General features: G+C 45.0%; 13 protein-coding genes and 1 pseudogene. 4 read left to right on the top strand and 10 right to left on the bottom strand.

What is annotated here, in order from left to right; translation table 11 throughout:
- The first annotated feature begins 98 nt into the window (after positions 1-98).
- A complete protein-coding gene (locus IEX81_RS13690; protein ID WP_188804294.1) occupies positions 99-1,331 on the top strand; it encodes an MFS transporter in 1,233 nt (410 codons plus the stop codon).
- Between the two features lie 606 nt (positions 1,332-1,937).
- Here IEX81_RS13690 and IEX81_RS13685 read toward each other — a convergent pair.
- Positions 1,938-2,939 (bottom strand): NAD-dependent epimerase/dehydratase family protein, encoded by a 1,002-nt coding sequence (locus IEX81_RS13685; RefSeq protein WP_188804292.1) that lies wholly within the window; start codon positions 2,937-2,939, stop codon positions 1,938-1,940.
- Positions 2,940-3,206: 267 nt separating this feature from the next.
- On the opposite strand from IEX81_RS13685, the gene IEX81_RS13680 reads away from it, so the two are divergent.
- Positions 3,207-3,509, top strand: a complete 303-nt coding sequence (locus tag IEX81_RS13680; protein ID WP_188804290.1) for an iron-sulfur cluster assembly accessory protein — start codon at positions 3,207-3,209, stop codon at positions 3,507-3,509.
- Between the two features lie 221 nt (positions 3,510-3,730).
- Here IEX81_RS13680 and IEX81_RS13675 read toward each other — a convergent pair whose 3' ends face one another.
- From IEX81_RS13675 to IEX81_RS13635, 9 genes and pseudogenes are all read right to left on the bottom strand, one after another.
- Positions 3,731-7,279: an InlB B-repeat-containing protein gene (locus tag IEX81_RS13675; protein WP_188804288.1), complete on the bottom strand. Its 3,549-nt coding sequence runs from the start codon at positions 7,277-7,279 to the stop codon at positions 3,731-3,733.
- 299 nt (positions 7,280-7,578) lie between these two features.
- A complete protein-coding gene (locus IEX81_RS13670; RefSeq protein ID WP_188804287.1) occupies positions 7,579-10,194 on the bottom strand; it encodes a winged helix-turn-helix domain-containing protein in 2,616 nt (871 codons plus the stop codon).
- 432 nt (positions 10,195-10,626) lie between these two features.
- Entirely contained in the window at positions 10,627-12,021 is a 1,395-nt protein-coding gene (locus IEX81_RS13665; protein ID WP_188804285.1) for a L,D-transpeptidase, read from the bottom strand.
- A gap of 308 nt (positions 12,022-12,329) precedes the next feature.
- Positions 12,330-13,685, bottom strand: coding sequence for a permease prefix domain 1-containing protein (locus tag IEX81_RS13660; RefSeq protein WP_188804283.1), 1,356 nt, complete (start codon positions 13,683-13,685; stop codon positions 12,330-12,332).
- 14 nt (positions 13,686-13,699) lie between these two features.
- Positions 13,700-14,038: a PadR family transcriptional regulator gene (locus IEX81_RS13655; protein ID WP_188804281.1), complete on the bottom strand. Its 339-nt coding sequence runs from the start codon at positions 14,036-14,038 to the stop codon at positions 13,700-13,702.
- Positions 14,039-14,254: 216 nt separating this feature from the next.
- Positions 14,255-15,445, bottom strand: coding sequence for a PrsW family glutamic-type intramembrane protease (locus IEX81_RS13650; RefSeq protein ID WP_188804279.1), 1,191 nt, complete (start codon positions 15,443-15,445; stop codon positions 14,255-14,257).
- 184 nt (positions 15,446-15,629) lie between these two features.
- Positions 15,630-16,058: pseudogene (locus IEX81_RS13645) on the bottom strand (ATP-dependent Clp protease proteolytic subunit); the annotation flags it as partial.
- Positions 16,059-16,112: 54 nt separating this feature from the next.
- Positions 16,113-16,649 carry a hypothetical protein gene (locus tag IEX81_RS13640; protein ID WP_188804275.1) on the bottom strand — a complete coding sequence of 179 codons (537 nt, stop codon included), beginning with the start codon at positions 16,647-16,649 and terminating at the stop codon, positions 16,113-16,115.
- A complete protein-coding gene (locus IEX81_RS13635) occupies positions 16,646-17,065 on the bottom strand; it encodes a MerR family transcriptional regulator (RefSeq protein ID WP_188804273.1) in 420 nt (139 codons plus the stop codon). The genes IEX81_RS13640 and IEX81_RS13635 overlap by 4 nt, the downstream gene beginning before the upstream one ends.
- Positions 17,066-17,381: 316 nt before the next feature.
- Here IEX81_RS13635 and IEX81_RS13630 point away from each other — a divergent pair, with 316 nt between their 5' ends.
- Complete coding sequence (locus IEX81_RS13630) at positions 17,382-18,143, top strand: class I SAM-dependent methyltransferase (protein WP_188804271.1); 762 nt, start codon at positions 17,382-17,384, stop codon at positions 18,141-18,143.
- 64 nt (positions 18,144-18,207) lie between these two features.
- On the top strand, positions 18,208-18,960 hold the full coding sequence (locus tag IEX81_RS13625) for an SDR family NAD(P)-dependent oxidoreductase (RefSeq protein WP_188804268.1): 753 nt from the start codon (positions 18,208-18,210) through the stop codon (positions 18,958-18,960).
- Positions 18,961-19,010 lie beyond the last annotated feature (50 nt).

Here is a 19,010-nt window from a genome sequence, read left to right as displayed (position 1 = left end):
CATTTTTCTAAAGTATACCATGGATATATGACAGCAGATGTCATGATTCATCGTTAAGATAGAGGCTGAACCTATTCTGTGAAAGAGGGAAATAGAAGATGATCCCGCATTTTAAAAGAATTGTATGGTGGATTCTTTTTGGGTATACGCTTTCTTTATTTGGCACAGGCATGACCGAGCCTTATCTTGTTCCCTATCTTTATCAATTACGGGGCATCCCGCTTTCATGGACAGGAATGATAATCGGTATTTCCGGATTGGCCGGAGTGATTGCCGTCCCTGTATCTGGATGGCTTGCGGAACTTTTTGATACGAAGCGTATCTTTCTTTCAATGCTCCTGCTCGGCGCAGTCGGCCGAATTTTTTTTGCTTATGCTGAGAACCTGGAAATCGCTTTTCTTGCGTCTATCGTTTCGGGAGCTGGTGCCGCGGGATCATGGAACGCTCTCTCTGTTATTCTGGCGGAGTCTGTCCCTCAATCACAAAGAAACAGCATATTCGGAGCCGCTTTTGCCTTGCAAAATCTCGGTTCCGGACTTGGCGCTGCTGTCAGCGGCCGCCTGATTGATCTAAGCTCTCTTGCATCTTTTCAGCATATCTTTTTTCTTGATGCGGCTACATTCATCATTTTTGCTCTGTTCTGCAAAAAGTGGACATCCGATTCTCAGCAGGAAATTATTAAGAAGACATCCAATGGTTTATCTAAAACATCTAAAACAAAATCATTGTTGAGAGACAAAGCTATGATCGGTCTCTCGTTCAGCTATCTGATCTTGGCCGTGATAATGAGCGGACTGACAACGACGCTCTTTCCCCTATGGACCACCGACCAAGCCCGGCAACCTGTTTCACTAATTGGCCGGGCATTTTTGGTAAACAGTCTGGTCATCGTACTCGGCCAGGTTTTTGTTCTTCAGATGATTCGCAACAGGCTGAGAACCCGGGCGATCGCCATTGCCGTGCTGTTCTATTTAACCGGTTGTCTGATCATGTTTGGATCCGGATTTCTTCAGCGCCCTGCGGCTTCTATTGGTCTTATCTCTTCTTTAGGCGTTACAGCCATCGGTGAAACGCTTCTCTTTTCGTGTCTGCCGGCATTAATCAACGATATAGCTCCTTATCCTTTGACAACCTGGTATAACAGCCTGATCAATGCAACATGGCAAGCGGGTTCTATCATCGGCCCGGTACTGGCCGGATGGATTCTCAGTCACCACCAATCGATCCTTCTGTTTATGGTATTTATTTTAGCATTAGGCCTTTTGATACCCCTTCTTGTTATGCTTGAACATTTCATCCCTGTGACGGTGAACAGAGTGAAACAGTTTTGACGTTTACATCTAAGCTTAAGTTGATAAAGATCCTCTCTAATTCGATCATAGAATAGGGCACTTTCGAATTGACTTAGTTAAGCCCGGATAACTTCCAAAGCTTACGGTTATACGCTGTTAATAACTGCGGCGGTATGTTCCACTGAAAGCGGTCAGCGCCGACAAAAAAGTTCAAGATGAGCTCTGATTGATTTCAAGCCGTTTACTATTGATTCTTTGAACGTTACTGTTGATTCTCTGCCATTTACTGATGATTCTCAACCGTTTGCTGTTGATTCTCTCCTCTTTACTGACGATTATCCGGCTGTGTGCTTCTGGGAACACATAGAAACCCGCTTTTTCAGTTAAGTTTTTTCACAATAAAGGGCTTCAGACCGTTGAGATGACTGCTAAACGGCTTCAATGGACACCGAAAGAAGAAAGATCCCCACCACCGGTTTGTCAGGCCAACATTACGCCGCCTCACTTTCTAAATTCTCGAAAAGCACATTTTATGGTTTAAAACGCCCATGTATGAAGATTTGAGGTAAATTTGATCATTGGCTTTTTATATGGATTGTCAGTCTCCACCAATCAATCCTTCTGTTTAAAGTATTTATTTTAGCATTAGGCTTTTTGATCTTTATTTATGATTTTCTCTATTAATTCCCGTTCACGTTCTAATTTCATTCCCGCTTTCCAGTCATAATCAGCGGATCTTTCGAGAACCCATTCAGCTGTTTCGCGAATTGTTTCTCGAATCGGGCGAAACGAAAGTCCAGCCTGGATGGCTTTTCGATTATCCACTGTTTGAAATCCGCTCATGTTTTCTTTTACAGGAACCCAGAGCGGCATTTCAGTCCAGCCGGCAACTCCATGGTCAAGCAAAAATTCTTCTTTTGCCCATTGAAACTGTACTCCTGTATTTAAGACTTCGGCGCAGGAATCGAGAAAGGCACTCATTGTCAACGGCTCTTTTGGACCAGTCGCATGATAGATACCGGTTTGCTTCGCTTCCACCATATCCAGAATCCATGAGGCCAAGTCCCTGACATCGATCCATTGGACACGTGCATTCGGATCGCCAGGCGCAAGTATGGTTCCCCCTTTCATCATCCGCCATGGCCAATAAGTAAAACGATCGGTCGGATCATAGGGTCCAACGATCAGACCGGGCCGTACGATCAGTGTACGGTTTGGCATCTTTTCCTGAACGACTAATTCACAAAGTGCCTTTAGCGGGCCGTATGTTTCTCCATTTATTATTTCTACCGTTTCATCCGCCAATTTACCAACGTCTGCCTGCTCATCAATGTTTTGCTTACTGAAATCACTATATACAGAGATACTTGAAACAAAAGTGTAGTGATCTGTTAAATGAGAAAGCAAGTGAATAGATTTACGGACGATCCTTGGGACGTAACCCGACGTGTCAATAACGGCATCCCATCTTCTATCTTTCAGCACCTCTAAATTCCCGTCACGATCACCATGCAGCTGTTCAATATGTGACAAAATCCCCGAGTGATTGCCACGATTGAATAACGTAACACAATGCCCCTTTTCCTTGGCGATTTCTGCCAGATGTCTCCCGAGAAAAACAGTTCCGCCTAAAATAAGGATATTCATGATTAGAATCTACTCCTTTTACTATTTACTTCTTTAAACGTTTATTGACCCTGAATTGTTACAAGTAAATAAAAAAGCGTAGGTGTCAACTAGTCCACACTCCGAGAAATCAGAACGATATTTATACGACGCTTACAGTGAGTCTTAGGCCCATCATCTATAACAATTATGGATATCTTGTTTCAGCAGAAAACGGGACTTCTTCCGGTAGATATGTCATACTGGATCGGTACAAACATCAACATAACCCAAACAGGAGAATCGATCATGAAGTGTAAAATCAATCGAAATGCGGCCAAAGTGATGAAAGAGATGCTGGAAAATGAAGATGCAAAAGGACAAATGCTACGTGTCATCGTGACAGAACATCATGGCGATCATGCCCATTATGCGCTTACCTATGGAACCCCGACCGAGCATGATGAGATTGTTCATACGGATAAAGGAATTGACGTCCTTTTAGACACCCGTGAAGAGCTACTGGACGGAGTCTGGATCCAGTTTTTTTATTTTCCTGAAGAAGGGTTTGAAATCGTCAACCCGTCCATGGGGCACCATAACCATTTTTAAAAAATCCTGATTCGCAAGTGAATAGGAATGGTGATATTTTGCTGTAAGCGGCGATATTTTCTCACAAAGAGCGACATTTTGCCGTGAGCGGCGATATTTTTCTAAAGAGCGATGAAATTAGCCTTTATTTTTTCTTTTGCGTAAAAAAACAGCAGTCCGCTTGATCAGGCAAAATGCTGTTTTTTGATATGATTGATCCCTTGCTGTTATGAATTGATTGCTTACTGCTCTCTGTCGTTGCTGTGCTTTCTTCTCCGTGTTAAGAAAATGATCACGGCGCCGCCTGCTAACGTTAAGAACAAGACACCTGCTGTAATAATTCCCCCATTAGTCGACCCAGCGGTTTGTGACAACTTTTCTCCACTTTGAGCATCAGTATGTTTTGGTTGCCGGGTTTCGGATTTCACTGTCTGCTTTTCTTGGCTTTTTTGCAGTACAGCGGGTACACTTTTTTCATCTTTTTCGGTTGATCCCGCTAGTTTTTCCGAACTTTCATTAAAGACTTTTTTTACGGAATGAGACGCCGCTCGCACTATATTGATCCCATCACTCTCGGCATGATTTATCGAGAAGCCGTTGATCACCCATTTGGCATGAAGTTTTGTATCCGCAGTGATTTTCGTGCTGAAATCGAAAACTTTGGTCAGGCTGCTGTCCGCATACCAGCCGGCAAAGGTATAACCTGTTCGCGCAGGATCGGATGGCTGAGTTGCCTGATCGCCGTAGTTCACTGTCTGACCGCCGACTGCCGAGCCGCCATTGCTGTCGAAACTGACCGTGTAGCGATTGGCCGTCCATTTGGCGTAAAGCTGTGTATCTGCAGTGATTTTCGTGCTGAAATCGAAAATTTTGGTCAGACTGCTGTCCGCGTACCAGCGGGAGAAAGTATAACCTGCTCGCACAGGATCGGATGGCTTACCGGCCAAGTCACCATATCGGACCGTTTGCGCATTCACTATAGATCCGCCGTTACTATCGAAGCTGATGATGTCATTGTTAATGTTCCACAGAGCATACAGTGCCACATTTGCTGCTCCCATAGTGAACACGCTATCGGGGGTATAGGTCGTCCCGCTCCCGTCCATACCCGTGTTCCATCCGGCAAATGTGTAGCCTGTTCGGCTCAGTTCCCCTGTATTACCTGATACCGTAAAACTGCCATTATAAGGATAAGTTTTTTCTGCAGGCACGCTGCCCCTGTTGTTGCCGTTTCCGTCATACGTGACAGAGTAGCTGTTGACCGTCCATTTGGCGTAGAGCGTTGTATCCTGAGTGACGGTATCTTTTTCAAAGTCCCATGCCATCGTCAAATCTTTATCTTTATACCAGCCGGCAAAGGTATAACCTGTTTGTGTCGGAACAGACGGGGCGCTGATCGTGTCCCCATAGTCTGCGTTGATTTCTGGTGTCGCGCTGCCTCCGTTACTATTGAAACTGACCGTATAGCGATTGACCGTCCATTTGGCGTAAAGCTGTGTATCCGCAGTGATTTTCGTGCTGAAATCGAAAACCTTGGTTAGGCTGCTGTCCGCATACCAGCCAGCAAAGGTGTACCCTGTTCGCGCAGGATCGGATGGCTGAGTTGCCTGATCGCCGTAGTTCACTGTCTGACCGCCGACTGCCGAGCCGCCATTGCTGTCGAAACTGACCGTGTAGCGATTGATCGTCCATTTGGCGTAAAGCTGTGTATCCGCAGTGATTTTCGTGCTGAAATCGAAAACTTTGGTCAGGTTGCTGTCCGCGTACCAGCCGGCGAATGTATACCCTGCTCGCGCAGGATCGGACGGCTGAGTTGCCTGATCGCCGTAGTTCACTGTCTGACCGCCGACTGCCGAGCCGCCATTGCTATCGAAACTGACCGTGTAACTATTGACCGTCCATTTGGCGTAAAGTTGTGTATCCGCAGTGATTTTCGCGCTGAAATCGAAAACTTTGGTCAGGCTGCTGTCCGCGTACCAGCCGGCGAATGTATATCCTGTTCGCGCGGGATCGGATGGCTGACTTGCCTGATCGCCGTAGTTCACTGTCTGATCACCGACTGCCGAGCCGCCATTGCTATCGAAACTGACCGTATAGCGATTGACCGTCCATTTGGCGTAAAGCTGTGTATCCGCAGTGATTTTCGTGCCGAAATCATAAACTTTGGTCAGGTTGATGTCCGTGTACCAGCCGGCGAATGTATACCCTGTTCGCGCGGGATCGGATGGCTGACTTGCCTGATCGCCGTAGTTTACTGTCTGATCGCTGACTGCCGAGCCTCCGTTACTATCGAAACTGACCGTGTAGCGATTGGCCGTCCACCGGGCGTACAATGTCACATTTGACTGACCCATCGTTATCTGATCACCAGGCATATAAGACGTCCCGCTCCCGTCCAGCTTTGTATTCCACCCGGCGAAGCTGTAGCCGGTTCGGCTCAGTTCCCCTATATTTCCCAAGATCAATAGAGTCGCACCCGGTGCTGTTAGAGGAGACTGTGGTGGAATATTACCTTCGTTATTACCGTTCCCGTTATACTGGACATAATACCACTTGATCGGAACCCACTGAGCGTACAATGTCACATTTGACGGACCCATTGTTATCTGATCACCAGGCGTATAAGACGTCCCGCTCCCGTCCGCTTTTGTATTCCAGCCGTCGAAAGTATAACCGTCTTTTTTCAGATTACCTGTATTGTTCAGCACGGTTACTGTGTTATTTTCCTTATAAGTATTGCTGTCGGTCGGTACGCTCCCGCTCGTGCTGCCGTTGTCATTGTAGACCACCGTGTAGGAGGGGGTGAAAAACGGATAGCCTTCGTTAATCGTCGGATTAATTCCCCATGTGCCGCTGAAATCCCAGCCTGCATCAGTATAAGTAGATTGGGTTTTCATCTCTGCTGTTGTTTTCGGTGTTCCCTTGCCTGTATCGGACTGACCGGATGTTTCGGAGTTATAGAAGCTGTTCTGGATGGTGTGGATGAAATCTATACCGACCAGTCCGCCGACAGAGGTACTCCCGCTTACGTGCCCCGCTGCGTAAGTATCAGTGATACTGCCGCCAAAATCATATCCGACAAGACCGCCGGTACCATCGCGGCCGTTTACATTGCCTGTAGCATACGCGTTGGTGATGCTGCCCGTATTGCTACCCGCCAGACCGCCTGTGCCACGATCACCGCTCACGCTGCACGAAGCATAGGAATTGACAATACTGCCGCCCATATCGTTATAACCTACTAAACCGCCGTTGTGCAGATTACTTCCGTTTACACTTCCTGCTGCATAGGCGTTGGCGATGCTGCCCGTATTGTTACCCGCCAGACCGCCCGCATAGGAAAGACCGTTTACACGGTCATCCTGCATACCGACATTTTGAACCCTTCCTCCGGGACCTACACTGCCAAACAGCCCGACATAATCTGTCAAAGGACGATTGATCTGAAGTCCGATGATTCTGTGCCCCTGTCCATTGAATGTACCGTTAAAAGGGTTCGTATTATCGCCTATCGGTTCCCAGCCTGCGCCGGCATGATAACCTGCTCCGCCGGACGATACATACGAGGACAAATCAATGTCGTTTCCTAACTTGTAATGGGCGGACAAATCATTTCGAACGTTATCCAATTGCTGCGGTGTTGTGATCACCCAAGGGTCATTCGCTGTTCCGCTTCCTCCTGCAAATCCGGAAGTATCCGCAAGCCCCGCTCGCGGAGAAGTGAATTGAATAAATGTTGATAAAAACAATATGAAAGCAAGAAAAAGCAAAGTGCTTTTTTTCCGGTACATGTTTGCTTTCTCATCTCCCAACCCTCAATAAGTATTATTGTTTAAAGAAAGCTCATAAGCGATCTTTTAAAAATGGCAAGTGCAACATCCCCGAACCGGCGTTATGCAACACAGCCTTCTGTTTGCACTGCAGGTGCTTGAGGACTTAGAAGCCCGGCTATTTGATTAAGTCTCCTCTTAATCTCAATGCTTTCTGTGATAAATGTCACTCCTTTCTGTCAAAGGAAATTATATAAAAAAATGTAAAAAAAAAGATCCACCTCAGGGTAGAGAGAGGGGTGGATCTTTCTTCAGCAATTTCAGAGTCCAAGCTCTTTTCCTTTCCGAATCGCCGTCAAACGGCTGTGCACCTGAAGCTTGCTATAGACGTTATTAATGTGCGTCTTGACCGTACCGTAACTGATCTTCAATTTTTCAGCGATTTCTTTGTTCGTCAGTCCCTGGACGATCAGCCCCAGCACCATGCTTTCCTGCTTTGTCAGAATGTCTGTTAAAGGATCGACAACAGAATCCATTTCAGTCAACCCGTCCAGACGGCTTTTAACGGCAGCCAAGAGTGTTCGGACATACTGCAGAGACGGCGCTTCTTCTGCCTGTATACTTGATCGCGACCGGACAAACAGGGCAAGCAGCTCAGCCATCGGCTTTCCTTCGTCAACATAGGTTCGAATAAACCCTTCAGGCTCTGTACGGTGCAGGACCGTTCTCAATTTTTCCAAAGCATGCTCTGTTCTTCCAGTCTGCTGCAGAATCAGCGATTGCAGGATCATGACTTCCGCCCAGTAGAAGAGACGTTTTCCATGGTATGAAATGGTTCTCAGCCTTTCAGAAAGCGTCCACGCTTCTTTATCGTGTTTCTTTGCGATAAGTATCCGAACCAGGAAAAGGTACTCATACAGATGATCGACGGAGAGCTCGTCCTTAACGGACAGCGAATAGCGCCTGATCCATTCATCCGCTGGTTCCGTATTTCCCTGCATAAGAGCAACTCCGGCGATCTCCGCGTCTACATAAATCAGCGCGGACGGAACACCCAAAATCATGCAGTTCCTTTTCGCCTGCAGCAGGGTATGTTCTGCCTCATCACATAAGCCATGAACTTTTTGAATACGGGAAAACAGCAGCCATGCCGGAACCAGCGCCTCAGAAGCCGTTGGATTTTTCAGATCGGTTGATTCAAAAACAGTTTTCAATGTAGATTCAGCCTCGTCAATGTTATCCCATTCATATAGAAATTCAGACAAACTGACCTTTGGCGGAGAAGACAGGCCCAGATCATCGACTGTGGCAATTAAGTTCTGGAAAAATGGTATTAGGAAAGATCGATGTATATGACCTTTGGACGGCGCTTCGTGTTCTCGGATTAATGAAGGCTTGCCCGCGTTTTTCTGGGCGAAAACAAGTTCAGGTCCCGATGGATTAAATTGTTTGGAGCGCTTCATGTACTGAACCACCTGGTCCATGCCGTTTAAGGTTTCTGCCGCGGCATGCGCTTTTACAAAGTAAAAATTGCTCCAAAAATGATTCTTTTCCTTCTCGGTCCAGCCAGCAGCCAGGATTTCAAATCGTCCCTCCGCTTCTCGAAGCATTTTCTCAGCTAAAGCGTACTTTCGATCTCCAAACAGCAGAGAAAGAGCGTAGGAGAAATAAAGCGATGGATGCTCCAGAAGCAAATCATCCGGTATCTCGGAGAGCCAAGATTTAAATAGAGACCAGTCCATTCGAAACATTTTGGCTCTCATCTCGTCGAGTACCCGCAAAGCGGAACGAAAATGCCTTCCATTTATATAATACTCCAGCGCTTCTTCCTGAAGATGTTGTTTTTCACACCATTCTCCCGCTTTTAGATAGAGGGCCGGGATTCTTTCAGGGGCGGTCCGATGCAGCCGATGCTGTAAAAATTCGGAGAATAAGTGATGAAATCGATACCACCTGCCCTGCTCATCAAGCGGAATGACAAAAAGCTGGGCACGTTCAAGATCCTCAAGTATCGTCTGTCCGTCATCATTACCTGTGACCGCGTTGCATAGAACAGCATTCATTTGTTTCAGAAATGCGCAGTCCAACAGAAACTTCCGGACAGGCTCGCTTTGCAGGTGAAAGACTTCCTCCAGCAAATAGTGTTCCAGCAAACGGGTGCTTCCGGCAAAATCCTGAATTTCAATTGGCGCCTGCCCGGAGTTCCGCAGTGTCAATCCTGCCAGCTTCAGCGCGGTTACCCATCCTTCTGTGCGCCTCACCAGTTCCGAACTCTCGCCATGATCCAATTTGAGTTTCATAGAATGACGATAAAAGTCTGCCCCCTCCTCTTCGTTAAAGCGCAGATCTTTCGCGCTCAAATGAAGCATGAGCCGGCTGGTCCGCAGCTTCGCCGACTGAAAAGGCGGCTCGTTCCGGCTGGAAACAGCAAGATGAACGTTCTCAGGCAAATAATCAATAAAATAAGAGAACGCTGAAATCAGATTTTTCTCTGTCAGAAAGTGAAAATCATCCAATATCAGTACAAACGGCTGTTCAAGCTGATGGAGCTCATTCAAGATAACGTTGACGGCTTGTTCATAATCGGAAGGATAGAGCATATTCAAAACTGGAAATGTTCTTTCTTCAAAGCCGGAATAAACGGTATCAATTGACGCAATCATGCAGCGCCAAAAACGGACAACATCATTATCTGCCGGGTCAAGGGAAATCCAGCAGGGGTTATGATCCAGTCCTAGCGCCCATTCAGCCAGCAGAGTCGATTTCCCATAGCCCGCCGGCGCACTGATAAAAATTAACTTACTCTGCAGGCCTTGATTCAGGATTGATGCCAGCCTTGGGCGCGGGAGTATATCTGTATTGCTTGGGGGAATATGACACTTTACGGCCGGAATAGAAACAAATCGTGAAGCGTATAACTTCTCGGGCAGGTCCATCGTACAGTTCTCCTTTCTTCTTATCACTTTTTCCTTTTTGTCATGAGAGGTCGGTGCAAAAAACGCTGAACAGATTCACCGTAAATTCATGTGAAATGATTCAATCTGTTAATCATTCAGGAAGTAAATCTATTCCTCATCATTTTTCTCATGTCGATGTTTCTAGTAAACAGCATATACTATGGCATGAGTGTTAAGCCAGCCTAATGTCCTTAGCCTGTTTACGGATTGACCCAAGCGAATCAAAAAACGCTCTGTTTGAATCCCGCACGCCGCCCGGAGGCCAGGACGGATTAATACTGAACATGCCGCAGGACGCGGCGCTTATGTTCGGCCGCTTATGTTATAATCCTTAAAAATTTTATTCTTTCTTATAGTATAAAAAAGCGCTCATCACATACTCTGATGAACGCTTTTTTGATTGAACCTTTTTTAATAAACGATAACCGGCTCGTTTTGTGTCAGATTGTCATAGACGGATTTCATCACATTTGGGGGCGTGTTTACACAGCCGCCCGATCCGCCTGTGAGATAAGCATCACTTGCCCAGTTTTTCCGCCATGAGGCGTCATGGAAACCGACACCGCCATCCGTGAACTGAGCCCAATAAGAGACGTTGACCGTGTAATGAGGGTCGCCGGCTTCGCTTCCCTTAAGCGTTGAGGGGGATTGTTTATACATAACATACCAAACCCCGGTCGGCGTATCCTCATGCGTATCATGCCTGCCGGTAACAACAGGAGTCGTGACTGCCAGTTGGCCATTTTTATAAATCCAGATGCGTTGTTCCTGAATAGACACTTCGGCATACGTATTGCCAATGCCATTGTTCGTCGTCGTATGATAGCCGACGCCAAAAGTATTATAACCGATACCGTAGACATTGTAGGCTTTCATCGATTTTTCTCCGTTTTCAAAGGCACTCTGTATGCGCGCTGTTTCCTGGCCGACATCCAGTGCCCACCCGTAGGTTTGCCCTTGAACCGAAATGGTTGAACCCGTATGCGTCTTAAATATGTAACTTTTATTTAACGTGGATTGGGAGCGATTAATCGCCGCGATCTCATTCTTAAGATCGGTCGTGTTCATCGTGAGCTTCATATCTTTTGACACCGTTGCATATTGGATGAACTTGCTTGCTTCCAAAGGATAAGTTTGGTTCTGAACCTGATAATCAACCGTGCGCTGAACGAGTGCCTGCAGCTTTTTCTTTTCATTCTGCACGATCTGGCTGTTTTCCTTAATCGGTTGTGAGAGTATAGGTTTCAAATAGATTTCGCTTCTGTATTCCTGGTTGTCATAATCCTTTAGTAGTTTGGTAATATCATATTGTTTCCCCACTTCGCTCCTGGAAACGGCGATTTGACCATGATCCAAGTAGGCCTGAGCGTCTTTTGACGCTATTAAACTCTTATTCATTAATTTAAGTTTTGCTTCTACTTCCCCTTTCAGCGTCTGGCTTCGATAATGATCCGTGCGGCTGGGCATCGCCGAGAAATTTTCCGCTTTTGAAGAAGGCCACCATGTCCGCTGTTTTCCTAATAATCTCTTGATTTCAGGAAGATCTTGATTTGTAAATCCCGACTTCGTACTTTTTCCGTCGAACACTAAATTTTGTCCGACATAGACTTTGTTTGTTAAAATCAATGTTTTCAATTTCTTTAATGCCTGATCAGCGGTCAGTCCGCCCACTTTTGTACCGTTGATCGTAATTCGGGCATTGAATCGGGTAGCCTGATAATAGCTGATGCCTGCAAATATAAGAGCGGCAATAATGAGGATACTGCTTATGACAATGATGCTGATCTTACGGATGCTCGTGCTCATTCACCTCGCATATAGCTTTATCATGAAACGTTTCAAAGAAGACGTTCATGTGAATCTGGTTGTCTTTACCGTAAATAAATCGGTATTTTCGACTTTTTGTTACAATTATTTTGCATTTATTACATTTTGGTAAACCGGATTTTTCACTAACCAATATACACTTTATTCTCCCCGATTGCGAAAAATACGTTATTTTTACATAGGGAATATTAAAAGATCTTCCCCAAAAATCCGGGAAGATCCATTAAGATGCACAGCGAAAGCTGAACCAGACATAAAAATCAGCGAAAAAGCCAATGCCGTCGGAATTAACTAAAGCGAAACATTATCGGGAACGCAAATGCAACAACAGCCATCCAAATGACGTAAACAGATAAATAGGCGGTTTGCCATTTTTCAAGGTGAGGAAAATCATTTTTTTTAACGAGATAGCGAAGATACAGCCAGGCCAGGCCCCCAAGATTGACCAGCAAGGTCAGATTCTCACCGAGCGCCGCGATTTTATTCGGGGTTATTCCGAAGGTTGATAATCTGAAAAGTATAGCTGATAAGGCGACGCCATCGATAATAAGGGCCGCAAGAATCAGCGCAAGATTCAAATAATCAAACAGCTTATTATTATCATGGGAGTCCCGGGCTGAAATGACATAGAGGACCAGCCCAAGCACTAACACAAGCATAAGATCAAATCCGATTAAAAAATTCCTGTCAACAAATGGGCTCTTTCCCGAAATGATCATGACGAAAAGAAAAGCGATCATGGTGATCAGAAAAAGAGGGCTGAATAGTTTCGCCAGAATCGGAGCAAAATTTTCGACGACGCTTTTCTTGTATTCTACAAGATACACGGTGATCATCGCTGTCGCGCACCCTCCGTACACAGAGAGATACTGCTGTATGAAACTGCTGAGATCGATTTGAATCGCTCTGAATATCGTCTCGGTGAACAATGCTAAAACAATGATCCCACAGAATATTAGCGTTCCATAAATCACCGCTTCGCCTGTAAATCGGATAAAATCCATTCTTCTTCCGGTGAGTTTCCATTCTAATCCCATATAAGCGGCACCCGTAATCAGCCATAAGAATATAGGAAGGTGAATACCGGTGAGCAGCTCCGTGCTTTTAGGAGGGTAGGATGGAAAGAGATTGATTGTAAGAGCGGCCAGAAAGAAAATTCCCAGTATGGACGCGGTCATTTTCCAATTTGACTGATGCTTAACCAGAAAAAAAACGGCAATGAAAGGCAAAATAAACAAACTAAGATTTTTGAAATAAAACAATTGATCGGCTGGGTTAAACAGTTTAAAGCCGAACAGCTCGGGAATTTTCATTAACGTACCGGCCAGCAGCGAAAAAATAATCACTAATGCAATATATTTTCGATTCCGGCTCACGCCATAAACGTGATCCGGATCGATTAATAAATGTTTCCAAAGATTTTCTGAATTTACTTTCGAATATTCCTCGGAAATTGCGTTGACATTCCCCAAACGTTTGACGCCGATCAAAAACGATTCATCCTGTGAGAGACCGGCTTCAATCAGATCATCAATCTCATCGCGCAGATGATTTTCCAGTTCAAGAAGATCCGTTTCTTTGAAGTTTCCGCGCGCCCGCAGGTGATCGCTCCAAGAACGAATATTTAATTCGAGATCAAACATGCCGAGCCCCTCCCTTATTCCTGATTCAACTTCTGCCAAGTTTTTGAAAGCGCGGAGTGAACCATATCCCACTGCTTCTTTTGCAGCTCCAGCTCTTTCAGCCCGTCGTCTTTTATTGTGTAATACTTGCGCCGGCGTCCTGTTTCCGAATTCCTCCAGTACGACTGAATAAGATTTTGGTCCTCAAGACGGTGCAATACCGGATACAGCATCCCTTCTGACCAGACTAGTTCATTTCCCGACAACTCTTTGACCTTTTTAATAATGGAGTAACCATAACTGTCGCCTTGTTTCAAAATAGCTAAAATCAAGGGGACAGCGGAGGCCGCGATCAAATCCTTGGATACATTCATAAACCCCTCCATATACCTAGAAGTCTTATGCATATAAAATATACTTAATACTTCTAGGTATGTCAAGCGGAAAAGTATGCTGATTTTGGGCTGCCAAGCACAGAATGTTCACACTGGTTATCCCATCCCTAAACAAATAAACGAAGCACAATCGAAAAATGGAACAAAAAAAAGGCTGCTAAAAGCGCCTTTGAGACTTGTATTTTTTGCCGCCCGTTACGGAACCGATGCCTTTATCACCGAGTGCCGGGTGACTTGTTTCAGACCACTGTTAATCATGACCAAAATGAAGAGCCAGCTGATCATGATTAAAACCATCACTTTAATTATGGAATCACCAATAAGCGGCAGCGGCATGTCCCAAAAGGCGTGAAGAAAAATGGGAATAATCATCAGCTTGAGAAATCGTGCTTTAAACAGCAAACCTATAGTAACAGGCTTGTTCTGCTTAACCAGAACTAGGGCCGCCCCGGCAATGGCCGTCCAGATGGCATGTGTCCCGATGCTCGTCCATGCCCGCATCACAATAACATTCAGAAAAGTTTCATTACGCATCGTTTGAAAAGCCCGGAACGCGTAACCCGCAGATTCAAATGAGGCAAACCCCGCGCCAATGACCGCACCGATCAACAGGCCGTTTAATATATATTTGACATTCAGCTGACTGACAAATCCGATGACAATCAGCAGTTTTCCTAACTCTTCAACCATACCAATAACAAATGCACTGGTTATGCTGATCCGGTAAACCGGAAAAATCGTATAAAGAACCAGGGTTACGATGATTGAGGCCACACCACCGAGAAAGAACATGCGGACGATATCAAAGATGCTGATGTTTCGGGGAGCGTTTGTTTCAAAAAAGAAGAAGACAAGGGAAAAGGGAACGGCAAAGGAACCGATCAGCATTAAACCCGGGAGCGCATAAGGATTGCCAAAATCGTTCAGGCAGATCCAAAGCATGGCATAAGTCACTAAAAAAGTCAGAAACACCCTTGAGAAGAGCCATGGCTTCGGCCACACCGAAGAAATGTCTGCTTCATTGGGCGTTGTAAAAGAGGTACCGGCGATAAAAATCCGCTCGCTTTCTGCTTTCGTATGGCGTCGGAACACCTGCGAAAACAGATCGCGAAGCTTCAGATCAACCGGACCGCGTTCGCCAATCAGCTCATTCACCGGTTCCGTCGCGCGGCTGATCAGACTCCTTGACCGGCGGGAAGCCCTGCGCACGTTCCGCTCCGATGATTGAAGCGACGTCTCGCGCATTCTCAGCCATGTTGTCATGCCTTGCGTAGTGACCAGCGTGTTGCTGTTGATCTGCCCTTTGTTTGCCAAAAAAGTCATCTCATCTTCGGAGAAAGGGCCCTGCGTCTCTTGACCATCATAATAATACCAGAGGGAATCCATATTCTTTCGTCTCTTCTTTCACTTTTAAAATTGAGCGGCTCATTTCTTTAGTTTGCAACGATATTGTCTGTTTAAACCGCTTAAAAGTTGAAAGTAAAGAAAAAGATAGGACGGATCATTTACCTATAAAAAGTTGATCTGAACGATTTTATGTACATAAAATTGGACGTGCGATCAATGCCTAAACTTTTTTCACATGGATCTCAATATCCGTTGCCTGCCCTTTTGCTCCCCCAAGAGGCTGATGGATCATTACTTCACTATTTGTCAGCGCAAATCTTTTTCCTTTTTCCTCGCCCGCAAGCAAAAAAGCGCCCATTGAGGCGGCCATACCCACACATAGAGTACTGACGTCAGACTTGACATGCCGCATCGTATCAAAAACAGCCATTCCTGCAGTAATCGATCCTCCAGGCGAATTGATGTAAATGCTGATATCTTTATCAGAGGTATCCGCGTCAAGAAAAAGGAGCTGTGCAACCACGCTGTTTGCCACATCATCTGAAATTTCGCCTGTGAGCAAGATAATCCGGTCTCTGAGCAATCGAGAATAAATGTCGTAAGATCGTTCTCCTCTATTTGTCTGTTCGATGACATAAGGCACTAAATTCATTTGTACGTCCTCCTTAATATTCCTGATTTGTCTTTCTTGTAACCTAAAAATCATTCATATAGCGCGAACACAGCCATCTATTCGATACTTTTTCTCAAGTGGAGAGAGCTTGTTTTCTGATAATTGAGTGGTCGGCGGAATGATGACAATCGGTCCTTCCTCAAATTCTGGTTTATTTAAATTCTTCATAGTCATGACATGAGCAGCCACTTCAGGATCAACTCGTATTTGTTCACTCATTTCTTCAGGAACAATGATTAAAGGAAGCTGCAGTTTGTCCTCGTGAATTTGTCCCTGAAGGTTGAAGGACAGGTCTAGCGAAAGAGATACCTTCCCGTGGGGCACTGACCCTTCCGTGTATATCTCAATAATTAAATCAATGTCTTCATTCGGAGCTGTGATGGATATCGTTCCGTTTTTATCTTCAGGATAACCGTTTAAGTTTCTCAAGGTCCGGAGTCCTTCCGGAAGATACAAACAAAGATGAAGTTCCGCCACTTCAGCTAAGTGAGCCGAATCGATGTGAATCCATACATGATTCGTTCCTTCCCAGCATTCCATCTTCGTTTTGGCCAGCTTCGCAAGAATCATCGTTCTTCATCTTCTTTCATAATGTTTGAAATTGAGTCAACAATCTTCTGCTTCATCTGTTCCGGCACATTTGAACTGAGTGTTATAAAAGCATCATCATTTATTCTCGTGGTTTCCCGGGTGATCAAGTTTTCCGATTGGTAGAGCGTCATCTGTTTTCCGATTTTCTTAATTTCATCAATTGAAAGTGCCTGCAGTTTTTGTTGAATGGACGCAAGTGTCTCTCCTGTTTTACTTAGAGTCAGAATAGCGCGAAAATAGGCCAGATGATTGTCTGTATAAACCCTTTTATTTCCGGCTGTCTCAAGCGGCGGTACCATGCCGATCTGTGTATAGTACCGTATCGTGCGTAAATGAATGTCCGCCCCTTCTCGCTGAAGCAGTTCAGTTATCTGTTTCGCTGTATAGCTTGACATCATAATTCCTCCAGTCTGAAGTTACACCATAGTGTATATGTAACAGTTTAGTGTAACGATGTGTGTTTGTCAAATTTGCTGTCAACCTGTATCAAGTATCAGTAACCGTGTTACGTACATAGCTGACGATCAAATTATTATTCGAATAGAAAGTGCTTTTCCAAGAAGGTTAAAGCCTATCAGTGAAGAACTTTTTATTCATGGCATTATAATTTGAATGCTTCGCAGCCAACTGTTTTTCAGCTCTATTCACCAGCAAACAAAATCGCTGTAATGTCCGCAATCCGCTGAATAATTTAGAAATGGAGGCTTGGCGATGAAAGTCAACTTCGGTCTTACTGCAAAAGACTATAGTAAATATCGAGCAGGCTATCCGAATGAGTTATATGAACGTCTTAAAAATTATGGTGTTGGGATTAAAGGTCAATCAATATTGGATATTGGAACAGGCACGGGGTATCTTGCGAGGACATTTGCCAAACAAGGCGCCCGGGTGACGGGAGTGGATATATCAGATGAACTTATAGAAGAGGCCAAGAAGCTGGATGAAAAAGTTCATGTGCATATTCGATATCTAAATGCGCGGGCAGAGCATTTACCCTTTTCATCTTCTGAATTCGATGTAGTTTCAGCAGGCCAATGTTGGCATTGGTTTCAAGGTGACCAAGTGTTGAAAGAGGTGAACCGCGTTTTACATGCACATGGGAAGTTAATCATTGTGCATTTAGATTGGATACCATTAGATAGTAATATTGTGTCGAAGACGGAAGAGCTTATATTATCCTATAATCCAAAATGGAAAGGTGCTGGAGGAACAGGTGTTTATCCAGATTGGTTAACGCAAGTAGCTATAGGTGGATTTACAGACATCGAAACGTTCACATTTGATCTGCATTTTAAATATAGTCAAGAGGCTTGGAGAGGAAGAATTAGAGCAAGTGCCGGGGTAGGTGCCAGTCTTCCACATGAAAGAATAGCAGCGTTTGATCATCAGTTAAAAGAATTATTACAAGAGAACTATCCAAATATCATCGAGATTCCGCATAGAGTTTTTTGTTTGGTCTGCGAGTCCAATTAAACTAAAAATTCCTGGAGTTTATAGTTGGGCACTAATAAAAGTGACTGTATTTGGAGGTATTATTATGAACTTAAAAGGCAAGATCGCTATCGTAAGCGGCGGCTCCCGGGGTATTGGCCGCGCTACTTCAAAAACATTGGCCCAACGCGGCGCAAAAGTAATCGTCAATTATTTAAACAATCAGGACGCAGCACAGGCGGTAGTGGATGCCATTCATTCGAACGGAGGCGAAGCAGCAGCTTTTCAGGCGGATGTTCGCAATGAAAGTCAAATTTCAAATCTAATAAGCTTCACAAAAGAAACATTTGGCGGCCGAATTGATATTCTTGTCAATAATGCGAATGTCCCTTTCGTCAGAAAGCCATTTACCGAGATCTCATGGAGTGAATTTGCACAGAAACTGAATGATGAACTAAAGGCCGCGTTCACGATGACTAAAGCGGTCATTCCATCTATGATTGAGCAAGAGTATGGACGTATCATTTATATCTCGTCAGACTTGGGAAAATACCCAAAGCCTGATTTTATTGCTCACGGAACGGCGAAAGGCGGAATTGACACATTTGCCAAATATATCGCCAGTGAGTTCGGGCCTCTTGGAATTACCGCCAACGTCGTTGCTCCGGGAGCTACAGAAACCGACGCCATTTCCCGAATGCCCGAGCAGGTAAAGCAGGCTTTTAGAAAGAACACACCTCTTCGGCGCATGGCCCAGCCTGATGATTTGGCTGCTGTCGTCTCATTTCTGGCCAGTGATGACAGTCGGTTTGTTACGGGTTCCTATACACTGGTGAACGGCGGCATGCACATGGAATAATGACCGGTACGGACACTATTGACCGTCAGCGTATAAAAACAGAATTTTTT

Source organism: Sporolactobacillus putidus (genome assembly GCF_014647035.1).
Classification (GTDB): domain Bacteria; phylum Bacillota; class Bacilli; order Bacillales; family Sporolactobacillaceae; genus Sporolactobacillus; species Sporolactobacillus putidus.
This window is presented reverse-complemented; position numbering and strand designations above follow the sequence as displayed.